Source organism: Roseibium sp. M-1, from assembly GCF_054515675.1.
This window is the reverse complement of sequence record NZ_CM137257.1, coordinates 3,385,313-3,401,280: the sequence shown is the minus strand read 5'-3', so window position 1 is coordinate 3,401,280 and position 15,968 is coordinate 3,385,313. Positions and strand designations below refer to the sequence as shown.

Sequence of the window (15,968 nt, the reverse complement as noted above, 5' to 3'; positions counted from 1 at the left end):
CTGGTCCTGCTTACGAAGAGCGCCCGGAATGAAGCGCCTGCTTGAACGTGAGCATGCCTTCGCTTTCATTTTTCGGTCAAACAATATAGTCTGAAGAAACTATTCAGCTTTTTTGAAGAATAATGCAGCTCGACCACACCCTCCTTCGAACCTTTCTCGCCTGCGTCGACGCGATGAGCTTCTCGCGCGCCGCGGCCCAGGTGCACAAGTCGCCGGCAACCGTATCGATGCAGATCCAGCGCCTGGAGGAGCGGATCGGCAAGGCGCTATTCCTGCGCGACACGCGCAATCTGGCGCTGACGCCAGCGGGAGAGGAGCTGGAAGTCTATGCACGCCGGATCCTGCGCCTACATGACGAGGCGGTGGAAGCCTTCCGCCGTCCGGAAATGGAAGGTGCTGTCACCATCGGCGCGCCGGACGATTATATTGCCGCGATGCTGCCGGATGTCTTGCGACGGTTTGGAGCGCTGTTTCCGAGGGTGGAGCTGAACGTGGTCTGCGCCCAGTCGACGGCCTTGCTGCCCCAGGTCAAGGATGGCCGTGTGGATCTTGCCATCGTCACCCGCTCGGGCAGCATGGAGGGGCGGCCGATCCGGCAGGAGCCGATGGTCTGGATTGCCTCGAAGGACGGCCTTGCCCTGGAACGGGATCCCCTGCCTGTCGCGCTTTACGAGCCCGGCAGTCAGGCCCGCACTGTCACGCTCGCCGCCCTCGGCCTCAGCGGCTTGCGGTACCGGTCGGCCTATTCCAGTTTCAGCCACTCGGCGCTGGTCACGCTGGTGGAAGCGGGGCTGGCCGTTGCTGCCGTCGCACAGATGGCCGTGCCGCCGACGGTCAGCATCGTCGGAGAGGCGCAGGGTCTGCCGCGGATCGAGCCGCTGGACATCATCCTGGTGCGCAGCCTCTCTTCCCGCAGCGCTGCGTGCGACGCCCTGGCGGATGCCCTGCTGGAAGGGGCAGGGCTGCCCGTTTAGCTGGTAGCCTATTGCGGATGGAGAGGCGGGAGCGGTGCTCAGCCACCGTCCTTCAGGCCGTCATAGGCAGCAAGTGCCTCGGCGCCGTAGATCATCGACGGCCCGCCGCCCATATAGACCGCGACACCGATGACTTCCAGGATCTCCTCGCGGCTGGCACCGAACTTCGCCGCGGCACGTGCGTGATAGGCAAGACAGCCGTCACAGCGCGCAGTGATGCCGATTGCAAGCGCTATCAGTTCCTTGGTCTTGGGATCGAGCGCGCCCGGCGCCGTTGCCGCCTTGGCCAGTGCCCCGAAGCCCTTGGCGACCTCGGGAATGCCCTTGCGCACTGCCGCCATGCGCTCGTCCGTCTGCGCTACGAATGCATTCCAGTCGGATACGGCCATCGGATGGCTCCTCTATGTATGAACTTTCGAAAGTAACATAGGAGGACGGCTGCGACGGGTCGTTGATCTGGCGCAAGACGGTGGAGGAGAAGAGAAGAAGCGGGAAATCAAGGATCTGCAGACGGCGGTTTCGTCTACATGCCTGCGAGTTGCGCCTCGATCCCGGAGGTCATTTCGGGCGACATTGGCGGCACAGGGGTCGGGAACCAGGCTTTGATGTGGCCGTCCGGACCGATCAGGTATTTGTGGAAGTTCCAGTAGGGCCGGGCTGTTGGGCCAAGTGTCTCGATCGCCCATTTGTAGAAGGGATGGGCTGTCTGGCCCTTGACGGTCGTCTTGGATGTCATCAGGAATTCCGCGCCGTATTTGGATTCGCAGAATTTTGCGATCTCGCCGTCCGCACGCGGCTCCTGGCCGCCGAAGTCGTTCGAGGGCACGCCAATCACGACGAGGCCCTTGCCGCCATAGGTCTCGTGCAGCCGCTGCAGACCGGAGAGCTGGCCGCTGAAGCCGCATTCCGTAGCCGTATTCACCAGCAGCACCGCCTTGCCGGCAAAATCGTTCAAGGCGAGCGGTTCGCCATAGGGCATGTCGAAGGTGAACGAATGGGCGGTGACATTACCCTTGTCCTCCGCCATTGCTGGGGCAAACGGACAGGCCAAAATGGCAACGGCCGCCAGAGCGGCAGCCTTCATGGCGCTTGTGAAAAAGTGCGGCAGCGTGTCAAGCCAGGTCATGATCGGTCCTCAGCAAAGCCCGGAAGCTCGTCAATTTCGCCCATCGCCAAAACAACTGGCGATGAACGCGGCCTGGCGGCCGGGCGCAGCCTCTTGTTGCTTCTTGATTATTCCTACGCTCCAGACCGCCGGCCGGTTCACAGGCGCTGCAAAGAGCCGCCTGAACTCTAGTGGAGCGAATTTGACATTTGAGTCCCGCTCGCGGCTAGGCTGATGCTCAAATGTCAAATTCAAAAGCTCCACTAGAATCATAAATTTATCTAGTGGTTCTTATGATTCTGACATTTGCTCCAGCGCTAGCAGCGGGGGATGCAAATGTCAGAATCGAACCACTAGGGCCTCAGCTTCTGCCGGCAGGCGTGGATCTTGGCGGCGCCATGCCGTCGTCGGCTTCCTGGCCGAAAAACGTTCCGCCCATCTGTCCGCCCGCATTGCTCCGGTCAGCCATCTTCAGGATCTTCCTGGCTTCCTCTTCCGCTTCCTTGCGGCGTTTGGGGCTGAGTGCAGTCATTTCGTCGGTCATACGATCCTCCTTGTTTGATTTGGATCCAGGGATTCAACGGGTTGGGTCGGGGTATGGTTCCCAAAGTTCAATTTAATGGGTCCGCCCCCAGCCTCGGCACACGCAGACTTGAACGCCCACGGCCGTGTCTTTTCTTGATCTGCGCGGGCAAATGGCGTGGAAGACAGCGATACTTTTTCAGGAACCGGAAACGATGTCTGTCAGGTCACGTTCGAACATCACCTTCACCCGCCTTGCGGACATAGCGCCGGAGCTCCTGGTCTCCCACATGTCCGATCCGCGTGTGGGGGAGCATATGCCGCTGCTGACCGTCACCTGGGACTGGGACATGGCACAAGGGTTTATCGCCGCCAAGGAAGCCTGCTGGCAACGGGACGGCCTCGGTCATTGGGCGTTCCTGGATGAGGGGCGCTATGTGGGCTGGGGCGGTTTCCAGAAAGAGGACGAGGAATGGGATTTCGGTCTGGTGTTGACGCCCGATGCCTTTGGCCTCGGAGCCCGGATCACACGGCAGGCGCTCGATTTTGCCGCCGCCGACGAGCGGATCCCGTTCGTGACCTTTCTGCTGCCGCCTTCGCGCAGAAACCTCGGCGCCTTGAAGCGCTTGGGCGCGGCTTTCGTCACCGAGGTGGACTATGCAGGATCGCGGTTCCTGAAATACCGGCTGGAGACGCCGGGCCCACGCGACGTTTGAGACCCGCAGAGGAACGTCGCATCATCGCGGACTTAGCAGCAAAAGGGCGGGAATGCAGGCAAAGATCAACTGGCCGCAAAGCCCCAGAAGGCCTTCGGGCGTTTGAAAATGCGCGAAAAACTGATCCAGGCTGTTGCCGAACAGGGTCAGGGAGAGCGTCACCTCCAGGGTGAGCAGTGCGGCAAGGGCGAGACCACCCATCAACAGTCTGGGCATCGTGCGCGCGGGAACGTTCCAGAAGCGCAAAACCCGCCTTGCGACAAAGTAGCTGGCCGCCAGGATCAGCGGCAACTCGACGAGCACCGACCCGACAGCACCGATGCTGCGTGCCAGGACAAGCACGCGGGCGGCACCAAGAACAAACCCGATGGCAAAGACGGTTACGGCATAGACCAGGGCGGCGGGAACAACGCGGGACATGGGAGGATTTTACGGCCGCAAAAGCTGCTTGCAAACCAAGTTGAGGAGGGGTGTTCCGACCATGCATCGCCATTGCGCGCTGCAACAAAGCCGTTGCTGCCGTCTGTGGCTGAGCTATACTCTTGTCTTGCGCCTTGTTGATCCTCGGCGCTCTGGAAACGCGAGCGTGTCCGACGGGCAGCAAAGACCGGCTGGCAAGCGGCTGAATGGCCCGCTGCAACGGTAAAGGTTCAGCCGAAAGCCTCTCTGAACTTCCCGAAACAACGTGCTTCACCGTCGGCATATTAAAAGTACGGCGCATCCAGGGGGCTTGCCGGATGTTGTTCGATCTTGGGAATTTCGCACCATACGGGGCGCTTCTACTGGTGTGTGCCGTCTTCGCCCTGTTCCTAAGGGAGGCATATACGGCCGAAGTCGTTGCACTGGTCGGGACCGCCGCTGCGCTTCTTCTCGGTATGGTGTCGGTCGACGATGTTCTGAAGGCGCTCGGCAATCCGGCTCCGGCGACAATCGGCGCGATGTTCGTCATCAGTGCCGCACTGGTGCGCACAGGTGTCCTGGAGAGTGTCGCTGACTGGGTCAAAAAAGGTCTTGTCCGGTCTCCGAAAGCAACGCTCGTCCTGTTTTTCGCTTTGGCAGGAGCTGCCTCCGCCTTCATGAACAACACACCTGTGGTGATGATCCTGATCCCGGTTGTCTTCGGCATCTCGCGGGAACTCGGGCTCAGTGCCTCGCGGATGTTGATGCCGCTGTCCTTCATCGTCATTCTTGGTGGCACCTGTTCGCTGATAGGCACCTCGACCAACCTCCTGGTCGACGGCGTGGCGCGTGATCTTGGGTTTGCGCCGTTTTCCCTCTTCGAGATCGCCCCCCTCGGCATCGTGCTGGCACTCACCGGCGGCGTCTTTCTGGCGATTGCCGCACCGCGTCTTTTGCCGCATCGCCTCTCCTTGAGCGAACTCACGACCCCGCGCGAGCCGAAATCCTGGCGGATCGAACTCTTCGTTCCGTCGGGTTCGCCTCTCATCGGCAAGCCGGTGCTCGACATTCGCGACTTTCAGCGCCGCGGTGCCCGCGTTGCCGACCTGATACGCCATGACATTTCGCTGCGGCACAGGCTCAAGGACGTGCAGCTGGAGGCTGGGGACCGGGTGGTGCTGCGCACCAGCGACGCCGAAGTGATGGCCTATAGGGACCAGGCCCGGGCGGGCCTGGAAATCGCCGGTGCCGAATTGGCCGGCGCACAACGCAACATCGTCATGGAAGCGCTTGTCGGAGATGCAAAGGGACCGCTTTCGGATCTCGGCTGGCGCCGCCTCTACCGCGTTTATCCGGTGGCTGTTCACCGGCGCGGGTCGGCAGTCGACATGCGCGACAGGGAGGAAACGCTGGAGCCTGGCGATACGGTGCTTCTCGACGGCACGGCAGAGGATATCGAGCAGGCCGCCCGCGAAGAGGATCTGATCCTGCTGGCGCCCGTCACCGCACGTGCCTTCCGCACGCGCCGGGCACCTGTCGCGGTTGCCGTGCTGGTGGCCGTGGTGATTGGCGCCGCCCTGAACCTCGCCCCGATTCTGCCGCTTGCCATCATTGGCGCGGCAGTTGTTCTGGCAACCCGCTGCGTCGATCCGGACGAGGGGCTGGGAGCCATCGACGGGCGCCTGCTGCTGCTCATCGTCGCCATGCTCGTGCTTGGCACGGCACTGGAGAAAACGGGTGCCATGGCGATGATCGTCGGAGTGCTCTCGACGTATCTGGCCGGACTGCCGCCACTTGTCGCCCTTGCCGTCATCTATGCCGTCACGTCGGTGCTGACGGAAGTGGTCACCAACAACGCCGTCGCCGTGGTGATGACCCCGATCGCGGCCGGCATTGCCACCCAGCTCGGGCTCGACCCGCGTGCCTTCATCGTCGCCGTGATGTTCGGTGCCAGCGCCAGCTTCGCAACGCCCATCGGTTATCAGACCAACACCATGGTCTATAATGCCGGTGGCTACCGTTTCGGCGATTTCCTGCGTCTGGGTCTGCCGATGAACCTCGTTGCCGGGCTCGTAACGGTGTTGCTAGCGCCGTTGATCTGGCCGCTGACCCCGTGAAAGACCAGGCTTTCGGCCGCACCTGCCTTTCCTCTCTTCTGACCGAGGCCGGTCACGCCGCCCGCGTGAACTCCATGATCCAGTTTGTCTCCCAGCTTACGCCGTCATCTTCCGAAAAGGCCTGCTCCCAGCGCGGCTTCCCGCCCCGGAGCCACCGGAAACGGACCTTGATCACCCGGCCCTCAAGGCTGTCGTCGGCGAAGAATTCACCGGTTTCGCCGTCAAAACCGCCCCGGACAGGCGTGTCGAGTGCCTGGGGTGCCCTGCCGTCCAGCCACCAGATCGACCAGAGGTTTGACCCCCCATCGAAGCTGCGCAGCGCAACAGCCCGGTAGCCGCCGTCCGGCAGATCCAGGAAATTGTCCTCGACGTTGCCGAGCCCGCCGAGGATCGGACGCGTTTCCGACGTTCCATCGAAATGATCCCAGTCATCTAATCCGGAAAGCCTTTCCTTCAGCCGCCGGTGCCGGACGGTCCATCTGCCGAACATGAAGTTGAAATCATCCGCCGGTCGAGTGCCGCTCGTTGTCTGATCCATACGATCCCTGCCTTTCGAGGTTTGGTGACAGGCGATCCTATTCCGGATAACATGACAAGGAATGTCATATATTCTGGAGCCCGCATGAAATCTTCCCGGCTTCTGTCGATCCTCTTGCTGCTGCAGGCGCGCGGGCAGATGACGGCCGAGGATCTGGCAGCGGAATTCGAGGTCTCTGTGAGGACAATCCATCGGGATATCGATCAGCTTAGCTATTCCGGTGTTCCGGTCTATGCGGAACGCGGGCGTCAGGGCGGGTTTCGGCTTCTGGACGGCTACCAGACCAGACTGACCGGGCTTGATGCAGACGAGGCCGGAGCCTTACTACTCGCAGGCCTTGGACCTGCGCTTGCCGATCTCGGCTTGACGGAAGCTGCCGACCAGACGACCCGGAAAGTGCTTGCGGCGCTGCCCCAGCCTTCGCGTGAAAAGGCCGCCACTGTTGCGGACCGGTTCCTGCTCGATCCACTGGCCTGGTATCGCTCGCGGCAGGAAAGCCCGCTCGTACGCCAGGTGGCCGCGGCCGTCTGGGCGGAGCGCAAGCTGGCGCTGACCTACGAAAGCTGGAAGGGCGAGGTCGAACGCGTTGCAGACCCGCTTGCGATCGTCCTGAAGGCGGGCACCTGGTACTTGGTGGCCCGGGTGGAAACGCCCCGCGTCTATCGGATTGACGGCATCAGGGAGCTTAAGGTTCTGGACGAGGGATTTTCCCGTCCGGTGGACTTTGTCCTCAAAAGCTTCTGGGCGGACTGGATCGCGGATTTCGAGGCGCGGCTGAATCGGCAACAGGTCACCCTGCGTGTGAGCGCTGAGGGCCTGCGGCGATTGGGCGAGCAGGGGTTCGAACCGGCTGAAACCCCTGCGTTTTCCGGCCCGAACCGGCGGGCAGAGATCCGGGTCGCCATGGAGGAGGGCGCCTACACGGTTCGAGTTCTGCTGTCGCTCGGAGCGGAAGCAGAAGTGCTCGCCCCGGCTGCGCTGCGCAACGCGCTCCTCGCGGAACTTCAAAACATGCAGGGTCTCTACGCCTGACCACGTTGGGTCTGTCGAGGATCCACCAGACTTTCGTGGCGATATTGGGCGGATAGGTCGAAGTCTCAGGCATCCTTCATCCTCTCCCGGTGCTGGGCGATCGCACATGGCAAGATCGGCTCCCTCGCCCGTTGGGAGAGATAGATGGGGGCACGGCTGCCACCTTCGGCCAAATGCGATAGCCCAGCACTGGGAGAGGGGGCGTATACTCGTGGAGCGGACGCCGCTGTCTTCTTTTCAAGGTATGCTCTGCCTCGCCAAGGCAATTGAACAGCCTCTCCAGTTGACACAGAGATAGTTGCAAATGTAACTGACTGCGGAGTGGCCTCGGGAGACGGCCTGCGGATCGGCCTGGGAGACAAGAATGACCGACAAGAGCTACACCTATCAGTCGATCGCCCAAGCGGTGCTGGACCAGGGGATCGACACCATGTTCGGGCTGATGGGCGATGCCAATCTCTTCATGGTCGATCACTATGTGCGCGCCGGCAAGGCGACCTTCGTGCCGGTCTCCTACGAGGGGAGCGCGGTTCTGATGGCGCTCGCCTATTCGCATGTCTCCGGCAGGATGGGGGTTGCCACGGTCACGCACGGCCCGGCGCTGACGAACTGCGTGACGGCGCTGACGGAGGGCGCGCGCGGCCACATCCCGATGGTGCTGCTTGCAGGCGATACGCCGGTGATGAACCCTCAGAACCTGCAGAACATCGACCAGCGGGAGCTCGTCAAGGTGACGGGCGCCGGTTTCGAGCAGCTGCGCGCACCGGAAACCGCCGCCTATGACGTAGCCCATGCCTTCTACCGAGCCCGGGTCGAAAAGCGGCCGATCGTGCTCAACATGCCTGCCGACTTCATGTGGCAGGAAGTGACCCATGAAAAGAAGGTCTTCAAGGCCTTCGGCGCGCCGGCCTTTGTGCCGGAGGGTGACGATCTCGATGAAGCTGTCGGCATGATCGCCTCGGCCCGCCGCCCGGTGATCCTGGCCGGCGGCGGTGCCATCGATGCCCGTGAGAAGATCATCAGGCTGGCTGACCGGCTGGAAGCCCCGCTGGCAACGACATTGAAGGCCAAGGGCCTCTTCAACGGCCATCCCTACAACATGGACATCTTCGGCACGCTCAGCACGCCGGCCGCCTATGACATCATCGCCAAGGCCGACTGCATTGTCTGTTTCGGCGCCAGCCTGCACCACTTCACCACCGACAAGGGGGCGCTGATGAAGGGCAAGCGTGTCGTTCAGGTCAACGACACGGTGGCAGAGGTCAGCAAGAACTACCACGCCGATGCGGCGTTGGTCGCCGATGCCGGGCTGACGGCCGACAATTTCGTCTACTGGCTGGATGAAGCGGAAATTCCGCCGAGCGGCTTTACCAAAGAGCTCGACATGGCGGCGCTGACCGCCCACCCCAAAGGCAATCCGGATGATGCCAGGGAAGGCTTCGTCAACTACGTGCACGCCCTTGAACGGTTGGAAGAGGTGCTGCCGAAGAACCGGATCCTGACGACGGACGGCGGCCGCTTCATGACCGAGGTCTGGTGCCGCATCTCCGCGCCCGATCCCAGAAGCTTTCTCGTCACCGCCAATTTCGGTTCCATCGGCCTTGGCCTGCAGGAAGCGCTGGGAGCAGGCTTTGCCGCGCCCGACCGGCCCGTGGTGCTCTTCACCGGCGACGGCGGCTTCATGATGGGTGGCATCAACGAGTTCAACACGGCAGTCCGCTTGAAGCAGGACCTCATCGTCATCGTCGCCAACGACAGCGCCTATGGCGCCGAACACATCCAGTTCCTCGACCGCAAGATGGACCCGGGCCTTGCCATGTTCGACTGGCCCTCCTTCGCAGCTGTCGCCACGGCCCTCGGCGGCAAGGGCATAGAGGTCACGTCGACGGCCGCGCTGGAAGAGGCGATACAGGCGATCGAAACCCGCGACAAACCGCTCCTGATCGAACTGCGGCTTGACCCCAACGACGTCCCGCGCATGCGGATCTGATTTTCCGATTGCTGCGGGTTTCGTTCAACGATGTTTCACTGGTGTTGCCTCCTTTGAGGATGCCTTTCCCCATCCAGCATGGGTAGGCATTCGGAAGTGGAAAGGACTTGCTGAGAACATCGGAGTCACCCCGGGCGACCGCAAGGAGACCCGGGGCCCATTCGCTTTCGGAGGGGTGGCAAGGGCAGCACATCTTCAAGAAGCGTCATGTGTTTCAGCAAGCGGTTTTGCGAGTAGGCCCCGGATCTGAGCTTCGCTTGTCCGGGGTGACCCATGGAAGCGATCCAGACAAACGCGAATTGGAGCACGTCGCGAAAAGTGGATTCCGGTTTTTCGTAAAAAATACGTGCGTCAAAAAGAGTTAAAGCGGGTCACATGAATTCAAATGAACGCGACACGCTTTAGGAAGATGTCGTTCACATCGGATCCCGCGCTCTGCGAAGAAATTTGCAAACTGCCTGGCCGGACTTGCGGCTTCAGCCCCTGTCCTCCGCCAAGGTCGCTGCCACCAGGGCATTGGCATGCCCGTGGCCTAGGCCGTGTTCGGACTTCAGATAGGCGACGATTTCCATGTGCTTCTTGTCCGTCTGGGTGCGGATCAGCTGCTGCCACTCGGCAATCGGTTTGCCGTATTTCTTTTCGATCGACGGAAAATAGGACGCGGGTCCTTTCACCTTGGCATCGGCAGAAGGCTTGTCGGACATCGGAAGTCTCCTTGAGAAATGAAATCGCAGCGGCGCTTTACGGGGCCGCAGGAACACGTTTTGCGTGTGCCACGATACCGAACTCCATGACGCGGGCAAGGTATTTCAGCGGGCGTGAGATCGCGCTCGAAGGGACCGCAACCCGTTCATGCGTGTTGTCTGAATAGATCTGCATAGTGACGTAGAGGACCCTTTCCGAGGTGCCGCGAAGTCTTCGCCGGCAACAATGATAGATTGTGTGATCCGCACGACAGACGCAACGGCAGGCACACTGCACTTTGAGGCCAGCCGAGGGGGCCGATCAACGGAGAGTAAAGTGGCCGAGTCTTTTTTTCTGCCTTACGAATATGTCGACCTTCTCACCAGTCCGGGGCTTGCGACCAGCGCCGGGCCCGTCAAGCTCAACCAGTATCTGTGCAAGGACCGCGGCAATGGCGGCAATGACAGCGCGACGAGCTTTTACAAGAATTTCCGCTGGATCAAGGACAAGGACGGCATCACGCTGAACCAGCATGTCGGCGGAACCGCCATCGACCTGGCGCTGAAGGGCCAGGGTAACGACAAGGCCTTCGTCAAGATCTGGAACTTCATGTTGAAGAACAAGGATCTCCTCGACAAATACAAGGTCGAGGTCTGTGGCCGCGCCAACAAGGACGGCTCCAAGGATGTGGAGAAGACCGGCAAGATCAAGCAGATGTATTTCGACAAGATGTCCGACCAGGCCGCGCTGCAGCAGATGGTCCAGGACCGCTTCTTCGGCATGGACTGCATCGGCTTCGTCGCCAATTTCCTCATCTATACCGGCGAGTGGGACAAGTATTACGGCGTCTCTCCGAAGAATTATCCGAAGCACGTCGCCAAGATCAATATCGACGACATCAAAGATGTCAGGCCGCTCGATTTCATGGTCTGGAACGGCCATGTGGCGATCGTCGACTGGGTGTGGAAACTGATCGACGACAAGAATGCCCAGATCGACATGTGCCAGAGCTCGAGCGGTGGCCCGCAATGTAACGAATATGTCACCCTGCGCCGGACCGGCGGCAAGGGCCTGCACGGCGGCTGCGAGTTCACCATCCTCGGCGGCACCCCGAACCCGCCCGTGCGCGGTCACTTCACCATCTGGCGGCGCGAAGGGTTCTGGTACTAGTGGAGCGAATTTGACATTTGCTCCAGCGCTAGCAGCAGGGGGATGCAAATGTCAGAATCGAACCACTAGGCCGGGTCAGTCGAGCGCCGGCAACCGGTCTGGCTTTTGCGCCGTATCTTCCGGGTGATTTCCTGCGCACGGAAGGTTAGGCTCGGGCGTTCATCCGTGACCAGCAGGAACCGCAGAAGATGCCCCGCTTTCTGGCCGTCTACACCATGCAGCCCGATGCCGTCGTTCGCTTCCGTGCCTTGCCCAGGGCAGAGCAGGATGCGATCGACGAACGCGGCCTGAAACAATGGATGGCGTGGACCGAGAAAAACGCCGCCTCGATCGTCGACGGCGGCGGCATGGTCGGCAAGACCTTGCGCGTGACGGCAGACGGCATTGCCGGGACCGTCAACCCGGTCTGCGGCTATCTGGTCGTCGAGGCCGAAACCGTTGAAGCCGCCGCCCGCCTCTTCGAAGACCATCCACATTTCACGGTCTTTCCGGGCGACGGGGTCGAGATCATGCCCTTCGTGACGGGACCGGATCACGGACCCGGTGCTTAAGCGGGCCGGTGCGTCCGGCCCGCCCGTTGCATTCAAGTAAGTCCTCGTACGGTTACTCCGTGTAGCCCTGGTAGCCGGTCTCCTTGCAGTCCACCTGCACAAGACCGTGTGCCGTCTGGGTCAAGATCCAGTCCCATTCCGCCGTGGTGCTGGCATTGTTGGTCGTGCGGTAATTGCAGGCCGGCGCAACGCCGTTGTGGCAGAAGTCCTTCGCCGAGTTCGACTGACAGTCGTCGCTCGATCCCGCAGTGAGCAGGCTCTGGCAGCCGTCAGTGATGGTGAAGTTCATCGCCGAAGGCAGGCACAGGATGTTGCCGATGTTCTTGGGGATCGATGACTGCGGATCCTGTACGTTGCAACCATTCGTATTGTTTGGCGAACAGCTGTGATAGGCGGCGCCGAAGTCGGACGTCCGGATAGAAATCGATATCGAGTTGTTGATGAAACCCTCCAAGGTCAGCTTTCCCTCGACAGTTTGCGAGTCGGAAAGCGCTGAATTCGTCAGAATTGCTGAAATGGTGAAAGCAAGCGTGGAAGTTTTGGTGAGATTCATGGCGGTAACTCCGTATTTGGTCCACGGAGTAACTGTATTCATACTTGATATGCAATTTAAAGTAGATAGATTTTGGATAAAGTATTTAAAGTTCATCGAACGCCGGCTTGTGGCTGGCAGAGGTGTGTTTGGATGAAGGTTGATATTTCGTCACAGATACGAATGGCATGCGCCGGGATCGTTCAGGGCGTGTCGCTGTGCGTATCGGGGGATCGTTGATCACCCCTTGCCGGAAGCGCGGTGGAGTCCGGCAGGCAAATCACAACGCGATTCCGCCCGTCCGCCTTGGCCCGGTAGAGGGCAGCGTCCGCCCGATCAAGCAAGCTGATCAGCGAGAGCTCGCTGCCTGGTTCCCGGTAGGTGACACCGATGCTGATAGTGACGGGTGGGACACCGCTGACTTGGATGTCGGCAATGGCTTGGCGCAGACGTTCGGCAATTTCGGATGACTGTTCCGGGGTCGTGAACGGTAGCAATGCGACGAACTCCTCGCCGCCAAAACGGGCAACGATATCGCCCTGGCGCAGAATGGCGTTCAACTGTTCGGCGACCAGGGTCAGGACGCGGTCACCGACGCCATGGCCATGTTGGTCGTTTATCGACTTGAACTTATCAAGATCGGCAATGAAAAGTGCAAACCCAAGGCCTTGCCGGTCGGCCAGGGCCATTTCGCGGGTGCTGACCATGTCAAAGGCACGTCGGTTCAAAAGGCCGGTCAATGGATCGGTGGCAGCATTGACCTCCAGTTCGATGCTCAGTTTTCGGGTCGTCAGCCAAAGGAACCCGAAGGTGCGGCCGTTGGTGAAGATGATAAAGACAACAAAAGCCAGGGCATGCACAGTGCCGGCCTGCATGAAGTCGGGTGACCGTTCATGCGTCACGACCCATGCAACCCGGAACAGCAGAAAGATCGCAAAGACGGTGTAGAACAGCGCAGTAACCCGGCTCGGAAGCAGCAGGTCTGCGTGAGGCATTGTGCGCAACTGTTCAACGACCACTACGGTGCCGGCTGTCATCACCAAGCTTACGATAATGATACGGGCATCCACATTCGGATCGATATAGGTGTACCAGACGAAGAGCACGGAGTGGAGCGTCAGCAGGATGATGCCCAGGGGGAGATAACGAATTTTTTCCTGCTTGAAATCGGCAACTCCTGCCTGCGAGAGCCACATGCCGCCAACAATCAGGGTGTTGGCAACCACCACGGACAAAAAGTCGGGGATCTGGCCGCGCAGGGCAAGCAACGCAAACCCGCAAGCCTCTGTCATAAGTGCCCCGGCCCACCAACCCATACCGGGCAGCCGAACCCATGTTCGACCGACTGCATAGATGCCGATGCTGAACATGAAGGCGTTCAGGACGGCACAATAGGATAGGGTACGGATATCGAGGTCCAGCGCTGATATTCCCTTCAGTTGTCAAAGAGAGGTAGACAAGAAATATCAGTCTTTTGCTAAAAGGATACTAATCAAATCTGATTAGTCAAAGGAAAGCACTATTTCGGATGAACAGGAAAGCAGCTCCCTATTAACAAAATTGCATATTTTCATTCGAAAAATGCACAACTATAGATTTTATGTTTAGATATTTTTTATCAAAGGTGGCTTTTGTTGACGCACTGTTCTTTGGTGGCGGAGTGGCTTTACGGCTTTGCTTGCACGATGGCATCGTGGATCTTTGCTGAAAACGCAATCCTGCAGATCCCGTCCGGCCCATCCCGCGCTTTCAGGATATCCCTTACTTATGGACCTGCATCCCTCCTGCGAGATGCTCTCCACGCTCTCACCGCCACCCACCCCGTCGCCCCGGCGACCACCCCACACAGCCCCAGCTTCGTCCACCACTCCATCGTCCCCTCGATCAGCAGTGCATGTCCGGCGGTGCCGAGAATTGCGATCGACACCAGCGCGAGATGCATTCGCCGCCACGTGCGAGGGGCCAGCCTCAGGCGCCGGCGGAACGCCGCCAGCAGAGCGGCGGCGAGGAGGGGGATCAGGGCGATCATCGCCCAGAGAGAAAATGGGGTCGGTGAACGCAGGAGAAGGACATCGATGACGTCCGGCGGGCTGGTGAGATAAAGGCCGGCGATGTGGAGGAGGACGAACGTGACGAGAAGCGCTCCTGTCCAGCGATGGAGCCTGCGGCCGCGCGGGCCGCCAAGGCCGGGCAACAGGCCAGCGGCCAGAAGAGGCTGGAGGAGCATGAGGCCGAGAGCGAGAATGCCGGCAAAACCAGCGGCGATATAGACGGGCTGGCGCCATTGCAGCAACGGGCTTGCCGCAGCAAAGACGAGGGGCAGAAGGATCGCCGCGGCGACGAGCGCCCAGATCAGGCTCGGCCGGGCCCGGCCGCTCGCCTCAGGCGGCATCCCGGAAGGCTCCGTTCAAGCTGTCCCCGGCGATCCGCTCAGGCGGGCTGCAGCACAAAATGCGCCTCCAGGCTGGTGTCGCGCGCGCTTTTCATGACCGGGCGCAGAAACACCGTCTCGAAGTCGCCGCTGTCATAGGCCAGATGCCCGTGCGGCTGGCCGAAGGCGGGGACGATCTGCGGCATTTCCAGCCGGAAAACGCCGTTTGCGTCCGTCAGCGTCGCGCCATGGCTGCGCTGGTCGCGCTCGTTGCCTTCCGTCGTATGTGCCCAGATCTGGATGCGCTGGCCAGCCAGGGGCGCTCCGTCCCCAGCGCGGCGAACCGTGCCGGTCATCCAGAAGCCGCCGCCGCCGATCCTGTCGACGATCGGCGCGCCGGGCCGGTAATTGTTGGCGCCGCCCCGCATTGTCCGTGTCGGCGCGAGGCCAGAAGCCTCGGCGGGAAGTAGCAGCCGGGAAGCACCCGCCGCAACGGCCAGCCCGCAGACGGCACCGCTGGCGGTCAGAAGGGTTCGGCGGGTGATGAGCGCGGCAGTCATGGGATCTCTCCTGTCGGGCAGTCTCTGCTCGGCCGCTCGAACGGACCGGGCGCATCCGCTGACAAATCATAGCGCGTTTGCCGGCAATTTCGAGGCAGAGGCCCACGCGCGGATGACAATCCCGCTCACGCTTGCGTGAGGTGGCGGAGAAGCCCGGGTGGCGATCCGGGATCAAGCGATTGTTGATTGAATGTCATCAGCCGGAACGGGATTGTGCCCGGCATCTTGTTATGAAGTCGCTTCAAGAGGAAACGTCATGAACCACCGCAGGAGATTTCTCGGGCTTGCACTGGTCGCCGCAGCTGGCACGGCGGCAGCGCTTTATGCCGTTCCCTCGTTTGCGAAGAGCCCGCTGGCGCTGACCGGATACGATCCGGTCTCCTATTTCTCGGGTAAAGCGCCGCGGCAGGGTCAGGCCCGGTTCACCGCACAGCATAACGGCCTGACCTACCGCTTCGCGACCGCGGAAAACCGCGACGTCTTCCTGGCCGAGCCCGCGCGCTACGCGCCGCAATTCGACGGTTACTGCGCCTATGGCGTCTCGCGCGGCTACAAGGTCGGCGTCGATCCGCTTGCCTACAGGGTCGTGGAAGGCAAGCTCTATGTGAACTATTCCAAATCCGTCCAGCGCACCTGGAGCGAGGATATTCCGGGCTTCATCGCCGAGGCGAACCGGAACTGGCCTGGCCTTCAATAACAGATGCGAG

18 protein-coding genes are annotated in these 15,968 nt (G+C 60.9%); 8 read left to right on the top strand and 10 right to left on the bottom strand.

The genetic code is table 11. From position 1 onward, the window contains the following. Positions 1–122 precede the first annotated feature (122 nt). Positions 123–974, top strand: coding sequence for a LysR substrate-binding domain-containing protein (locus ACX3M4_RS15305; protein ID WP_459353870.1), 852 nt, complete (start codon positions 123–125; stop codon positions 972–974). Positions 975–1,012: 38 nt separating this feature from the next. On the opposite strand, the gene ACX3M4_RS15300 is transcribed toward ACX3M4_RS15305, so the two are convergent. The 3 genes from ACX3M4_RS15300 to ACX3M4_RS15290 form a co-directional block, all read right to left on the bottom strand. After that, positions 1,013–1,363 carry a carboxymuconolactone decarboxylase family protein gene (locus ACX3M4_RS15300; RefSeq protein ID WP_459353869.1) on the bottom strand — a complete coding sequence of 117 codons (351 nt, stop codon included), beginning with the start codon at positions 1,361–1,363 and terminating at the stop codon, positions 1,013–1,015. A gap of 134 nt (positions 1,364–1,497) precedes the next feature. Then, a complete protein-coding gene (locus ACX3M4_RS15295) occupies positions 1,498–2,100 on the bottom strand; it encodes a glutathione peroxidase (protein WP_459353868.1) in 603 nt (200 codons plus the stop codon). 340 nt (positions 2,101–2,440) lie between these two features. Continuing rightward, entirely contained in the window at positions 2,441–2,623 is a 183-nt protein-coding gene (locus ACX3M4_RS15290; RefSeq protein ID WP_459353867.1) for a hypothetical protein, read from the bottom strand. Between the two features lie 193 nt (positions 2,624–2,816). Here ACX3M4_RS15290 and ACX3M4_RS15285 point away from each other — a divergent pair, with 193 nt between their 5' ends. Further along, on the top strand, positions 2,817–3,317 hold the full coding sequence (locus ACX3M4_RS15285) for a GNAT family N-acetyltransferase (protein ID WP_459353866.1): 501 nt from the start codon (positions 2,817–2,819) through the stop codon (positions 3,315–3,317). Between the two features lie 21 nt (positions 3,318–3,338). Here the strand turns inward: ACX3M4_RS15285 and ACX3M4_RS15280 are convergent, their stop codons facing one another. Further along, entirely contained in the window at positions 3,339–3,737 is a 399-nt protein-coding gene (locus tag ACX3M4_RS15280; protein ID WP_459353865.1) for a hypothetical protein, read from the bottom strand. A 317-nt stretch (positions 3,738–4,054) separates the two neighbouring features. Between ACX3M4_RS15280 and ACX3M4_RS15275 the strand changes: the two genes are divergently transcribed. Further along, complete coding sequence (locus ACX3M4_RS15275) at positions 4,055–5,833, top strand: SLC13 family permease (protein ID WP_459353864.1); 1,779 nt, start codon at positions 4,055–4,057, stop codon at positions 5,831–5,833. A gap of 52 nt (positions 5,834–5,885) precedes the next feature. On the opposite strand, the gene ACX3M4_RS15270 is transcribed toward ACX3M4_RS15275, so the two are convergent. Beyond that, the gene (locus tag ACX3M4_RS15270) at positions 5,886–6,371 is read right to left on the bottom strand and encodes a DUF1579 domain-containing protein (protein WP_459353863.1); all 486 of its coding nucleotides are present in this window, start codon (positions 6,369–6,371) and stop codon (positions 5,886–5,888) included. 84 nt (positions 6,372–6,455) lie between these two features. Here ACX3M4_RS15270 and ACX3M4_RS15265 point away from each other — a divergent pair, with 84 nt between their 5' ends. Beyond that, positions 6,456–7,403 carry a helix-turn-helix transcriptional regulator gene (locus tag ACX3M4_RS15265; protein ID WP_459353862.1) on the top strand — a complete coding sequence of 316 codons (948 nt, stop codon included), beginning with the start codon at positions 6,456–6,458 and terminating at the stop codon, positions 7,401–7,403. Between the two features lie 364 nt (positions 7,404–7,767). Further along, entirely contained in the window at positions 7,768–9,393 is a 1,626-nt protein-coding gene (locus ACX3M4_RS15260; protein ID WP_459353861.1) for a thiamine pyrophosphate-binding protein, read from the top strand. A gap of 476 nt (positions 9,394–9,869) precedes the next feature. On the opposite strand, the gene ACX3M4_RS15255 is transcribed toward ACX3M4_RS15260, so the two are convergent. After that, positions 9,870–10,097: a DUF4287 domain-containing protein gene (locus ACX3M4_RS15255; protein ID WP_459353860.1), complete on the bottom strand. Its 228-nt coding sequence runs from the start codon at positions 10,095–10,097 to the stop codon at positions 9,870–9,872. Between the two features lie 316 nt (positions 10,098–10,413). On the opposite strand from ACX3M4_RS15255, the gene ACX3M4_RS15250 reads away from it, so the two are divergent. Both ACX3M4_RS15250 and ACX3M4_RS15245 read left to right on the top strand, forming a co-directional pair. Next, positions 10,414–11,247 carry a hypothetical protein gene (locus ACX3M4_RS15250; RefSeq protein ID WP_459353859.1) on the top strand — a complete coding sequence of 278 codons (834 nt, stop codon included), beginning with the start codon at positions 10,414–10,416 and terminating at the stop codon, positions 11,245–11,247. Between the two features lie 188 nt (positions 11,248–11,435). Beyond that, on the top strand, positions 11,436–11,798 hold the full coding sequence (locus tag ACX3M4_RS15245) for a YciI family protein (RefSeq protein WP_459353858.1): 363 nt from the start codon (positions 11,436–11,438) through the stop codon (positions 11,796–11,798). Positions 11,799–11,850: 52 nt separating this feature from the next. On the opposite strand, the gene ACX3M4_RS15240 is transcribed toward ACX3M4_RS15245, so the two are convergent. The 4 genes from ACX3M4_RS15240 to ACX3M4_RS15225 all read right to left on the bottom strand — a co-directional run bounded on the left by ACX3M4_RS15240 (position 11,851) and on the right by ACX3M4_RS15225 (position 15,261). Further along, positions 11,851–12,351, bottom strand: coding sequence for a hypothetical protein (locus ACX3M4_RS15240; RefSeq protein ID WP_459353857.1), 501 nt, complete (start codon positions 12,349–12,351; stop codon positions 11,851–11,853). 182 nt (positions 12,352–12,533) lie between these two features. Continuing rightward, complete coding sequence (locus tag ACX3M4_RS15235) at positions 12,534–13,700, bottom strand: GGDEF domain-containing protein (RefSeq protein WP_459353856.1); 1,167 nt, start codon at positions 13,698–13,700, stop codon at positions 12,534–12,536. A 395-nt stretch (positions 13,701–14,095) separates the two neighbouring features. After that, complete coding sequence (locus tag ACX3M4_RS15230; protein ID WP_459353855.1) at positions 14,096–14,722, bottom strand: ferric reductase-like transmembrane domain-containing protein; 627 nt, start codon at positions 14,720–14,722, stop codon at positions 14,096–14,098. Between the two features lie 38 nt (positions 14,723–14,760). Continuing rightward, the gene (locus ACX3M4_RS15225; protein ID WP_459353854.1) at positions 14,761–15,261 is read right to left on the bottom strand and encodes a twin-arginine translocation pathway signal; all 501 of its coding nucleotides are present in this window, start codon (positions 15,259–15,261) and stop codon (positions 14,761–14,763) included. Between the two features lie 256 nt (positions 15,262–15,517). On the opposite strand from ACX3M4_RS15225, the gene ACX3M4_RS15220 reads away from it, so the two are divergent. Then, positions 15,518–15,958 (top strand): YHS domain-containing (seleno)protein, encoded by a 441-nt coding sequence (locus ACX3M4_RS15220; RefSeq protein WP_459353853.1) that lies wholly within the window; start codon positions 15,518–15,520, stop codon positions 15,956–15,958. Positions 15,959–15,968: the final 10 nt, after the last annotated feature.

What these genes read in the sequence shown, in the direction of transcription:
- ACX3M4_RS15240 (WP_459353857.1), bottom strand. Translation starts at nt 12,351, where the DNA reads ATGAATCTCACCAAAACTTCCACGCTTGCTTTCACCATTTCAGCAATT.
- ACX3M4_RS15295 (WP_459353868.1), bottom strand. Translation starts at nt 2,100, where the DNA reads ATGACCTGGCTTGACACGCTGCCGCACTTTTTCACAAGCGCCATGAAG.
- ACX3M4_RS15230 (WP_459353855.1), bottom strand. Translation starts at nt 14,722, where the DNA reads ATGCCGCCTGAGGCGAGCGGCCGGGCCCGGCCGAGCCTGATCTGGGCG.
- ACX3M4_RS15265 (WP_459353862.1), top strand. Translation starts at nt 6,456, where the DNA reads ATGAAATCTTCCCGGCTTCTGTCGATCCTCTTGCTGCTGCAGGCGCGC.
- ACX3M4_RS15275 (WP_459353864.1), top strand. Translation starts at nt 4,055, where the DNA reads ATGTTGTTCGATCTTGGGAATTTCGCACCATACGGGGCGCTTCTACTG.
- ACX3M4_RS15235 (WP_459353856.1), bottom strand. Translation starts at nt 13,700, where the DNA reads ATGTTCAGCATCGGCATCTATGCAGTCGGTCGAACATGGGTTCGGCTG.
- ACX3M4_RS15300 (WP_459353869.1), bottom strand. Translation starts at nt 1,363, where the DNA reads ATGGCCGTATCCGACTGGAATGCATTCGTAGCGCAGACGGACGAGCGC.
- ACX3M4_RS15285 (WP_459353866.1), top strand. Translation starts at nt 2,817, where the DNA reads ATGTCTGTCAGGTCACGTTCGAACATCACCTTCACCCGCCTTGCGGAC.
- ACX3M4_RS15255 (WP_459353860.1), bottom strand. Translation starts at nt 10,097, where the DNA reads ATGTCCGACAAGCCTTCTGCCGATGCCAAGGTGAAAGGACCCGCGTCC.
- ACX3M4_RS15270 (WP_459353863.1), bottom strand. Translation starts at nt 6,371, where the DNA reads ATGGATCAGACAACGAGCGGCACTCGACCGGCGGATGATTTCAACTTC.
- ACX3M4_RS15220 (WP_459353853.1), top strand. Translation starts at nt 15,518, where the DNA reads ATGAACCACCGCAGGAGATTTCTCGGGCTTGCACTGGTCGCCGCAGCT.
- ACX3M4_RS15290 (WP_459353867.1), bottom strand. Translation starts at nt 2,623, where the DNA reads ATGACCGACGAAATGACTGCACTCAGCCCCAAACGCCGCAAGGAAGCG.
- ACX3M4_RS15245 (WP_459353858.1), top strand. Translation starts at nt 11,436, where the DNA reads ATGCCCCGCTTTCTGGCCGTCTACACCATGCAGCCCGATGCCGTCGTT.
- ACX3M4_RS15260 (WP_459353861.1), top strand. Translation starts at nt 7,768, where the DNA reads ATGACCGACAAGAGCTACACCTATCAGTCGATCGCCCAAGCGGTGCTG.
- ACX3M4_RS15305 (WP_459353870.1), top strand. Translation starts at nt 123, where the DNA reads ATGCAGCTCGACCACACCCTCCTTCGAACCTTTCTCGCCTGCGTCGAC.
- ACX3M4_RS15280 (WP_459353865.1), bottom strand. Translation starts at nt 3,737, where the DNA reads ATGTCCCGCGTTGTTCCCGCCGCCCTGGTCTATGCCGTAACCGTCTTT.
- ACX3M4_RS15225 (WP_459353854.1), bottom strand. Translation starts at nt 15,261, where the DNA reads ATGACTGCCGCGCTCATCACCCGCCGAACCCTTCTGACCGCCAGCGGT.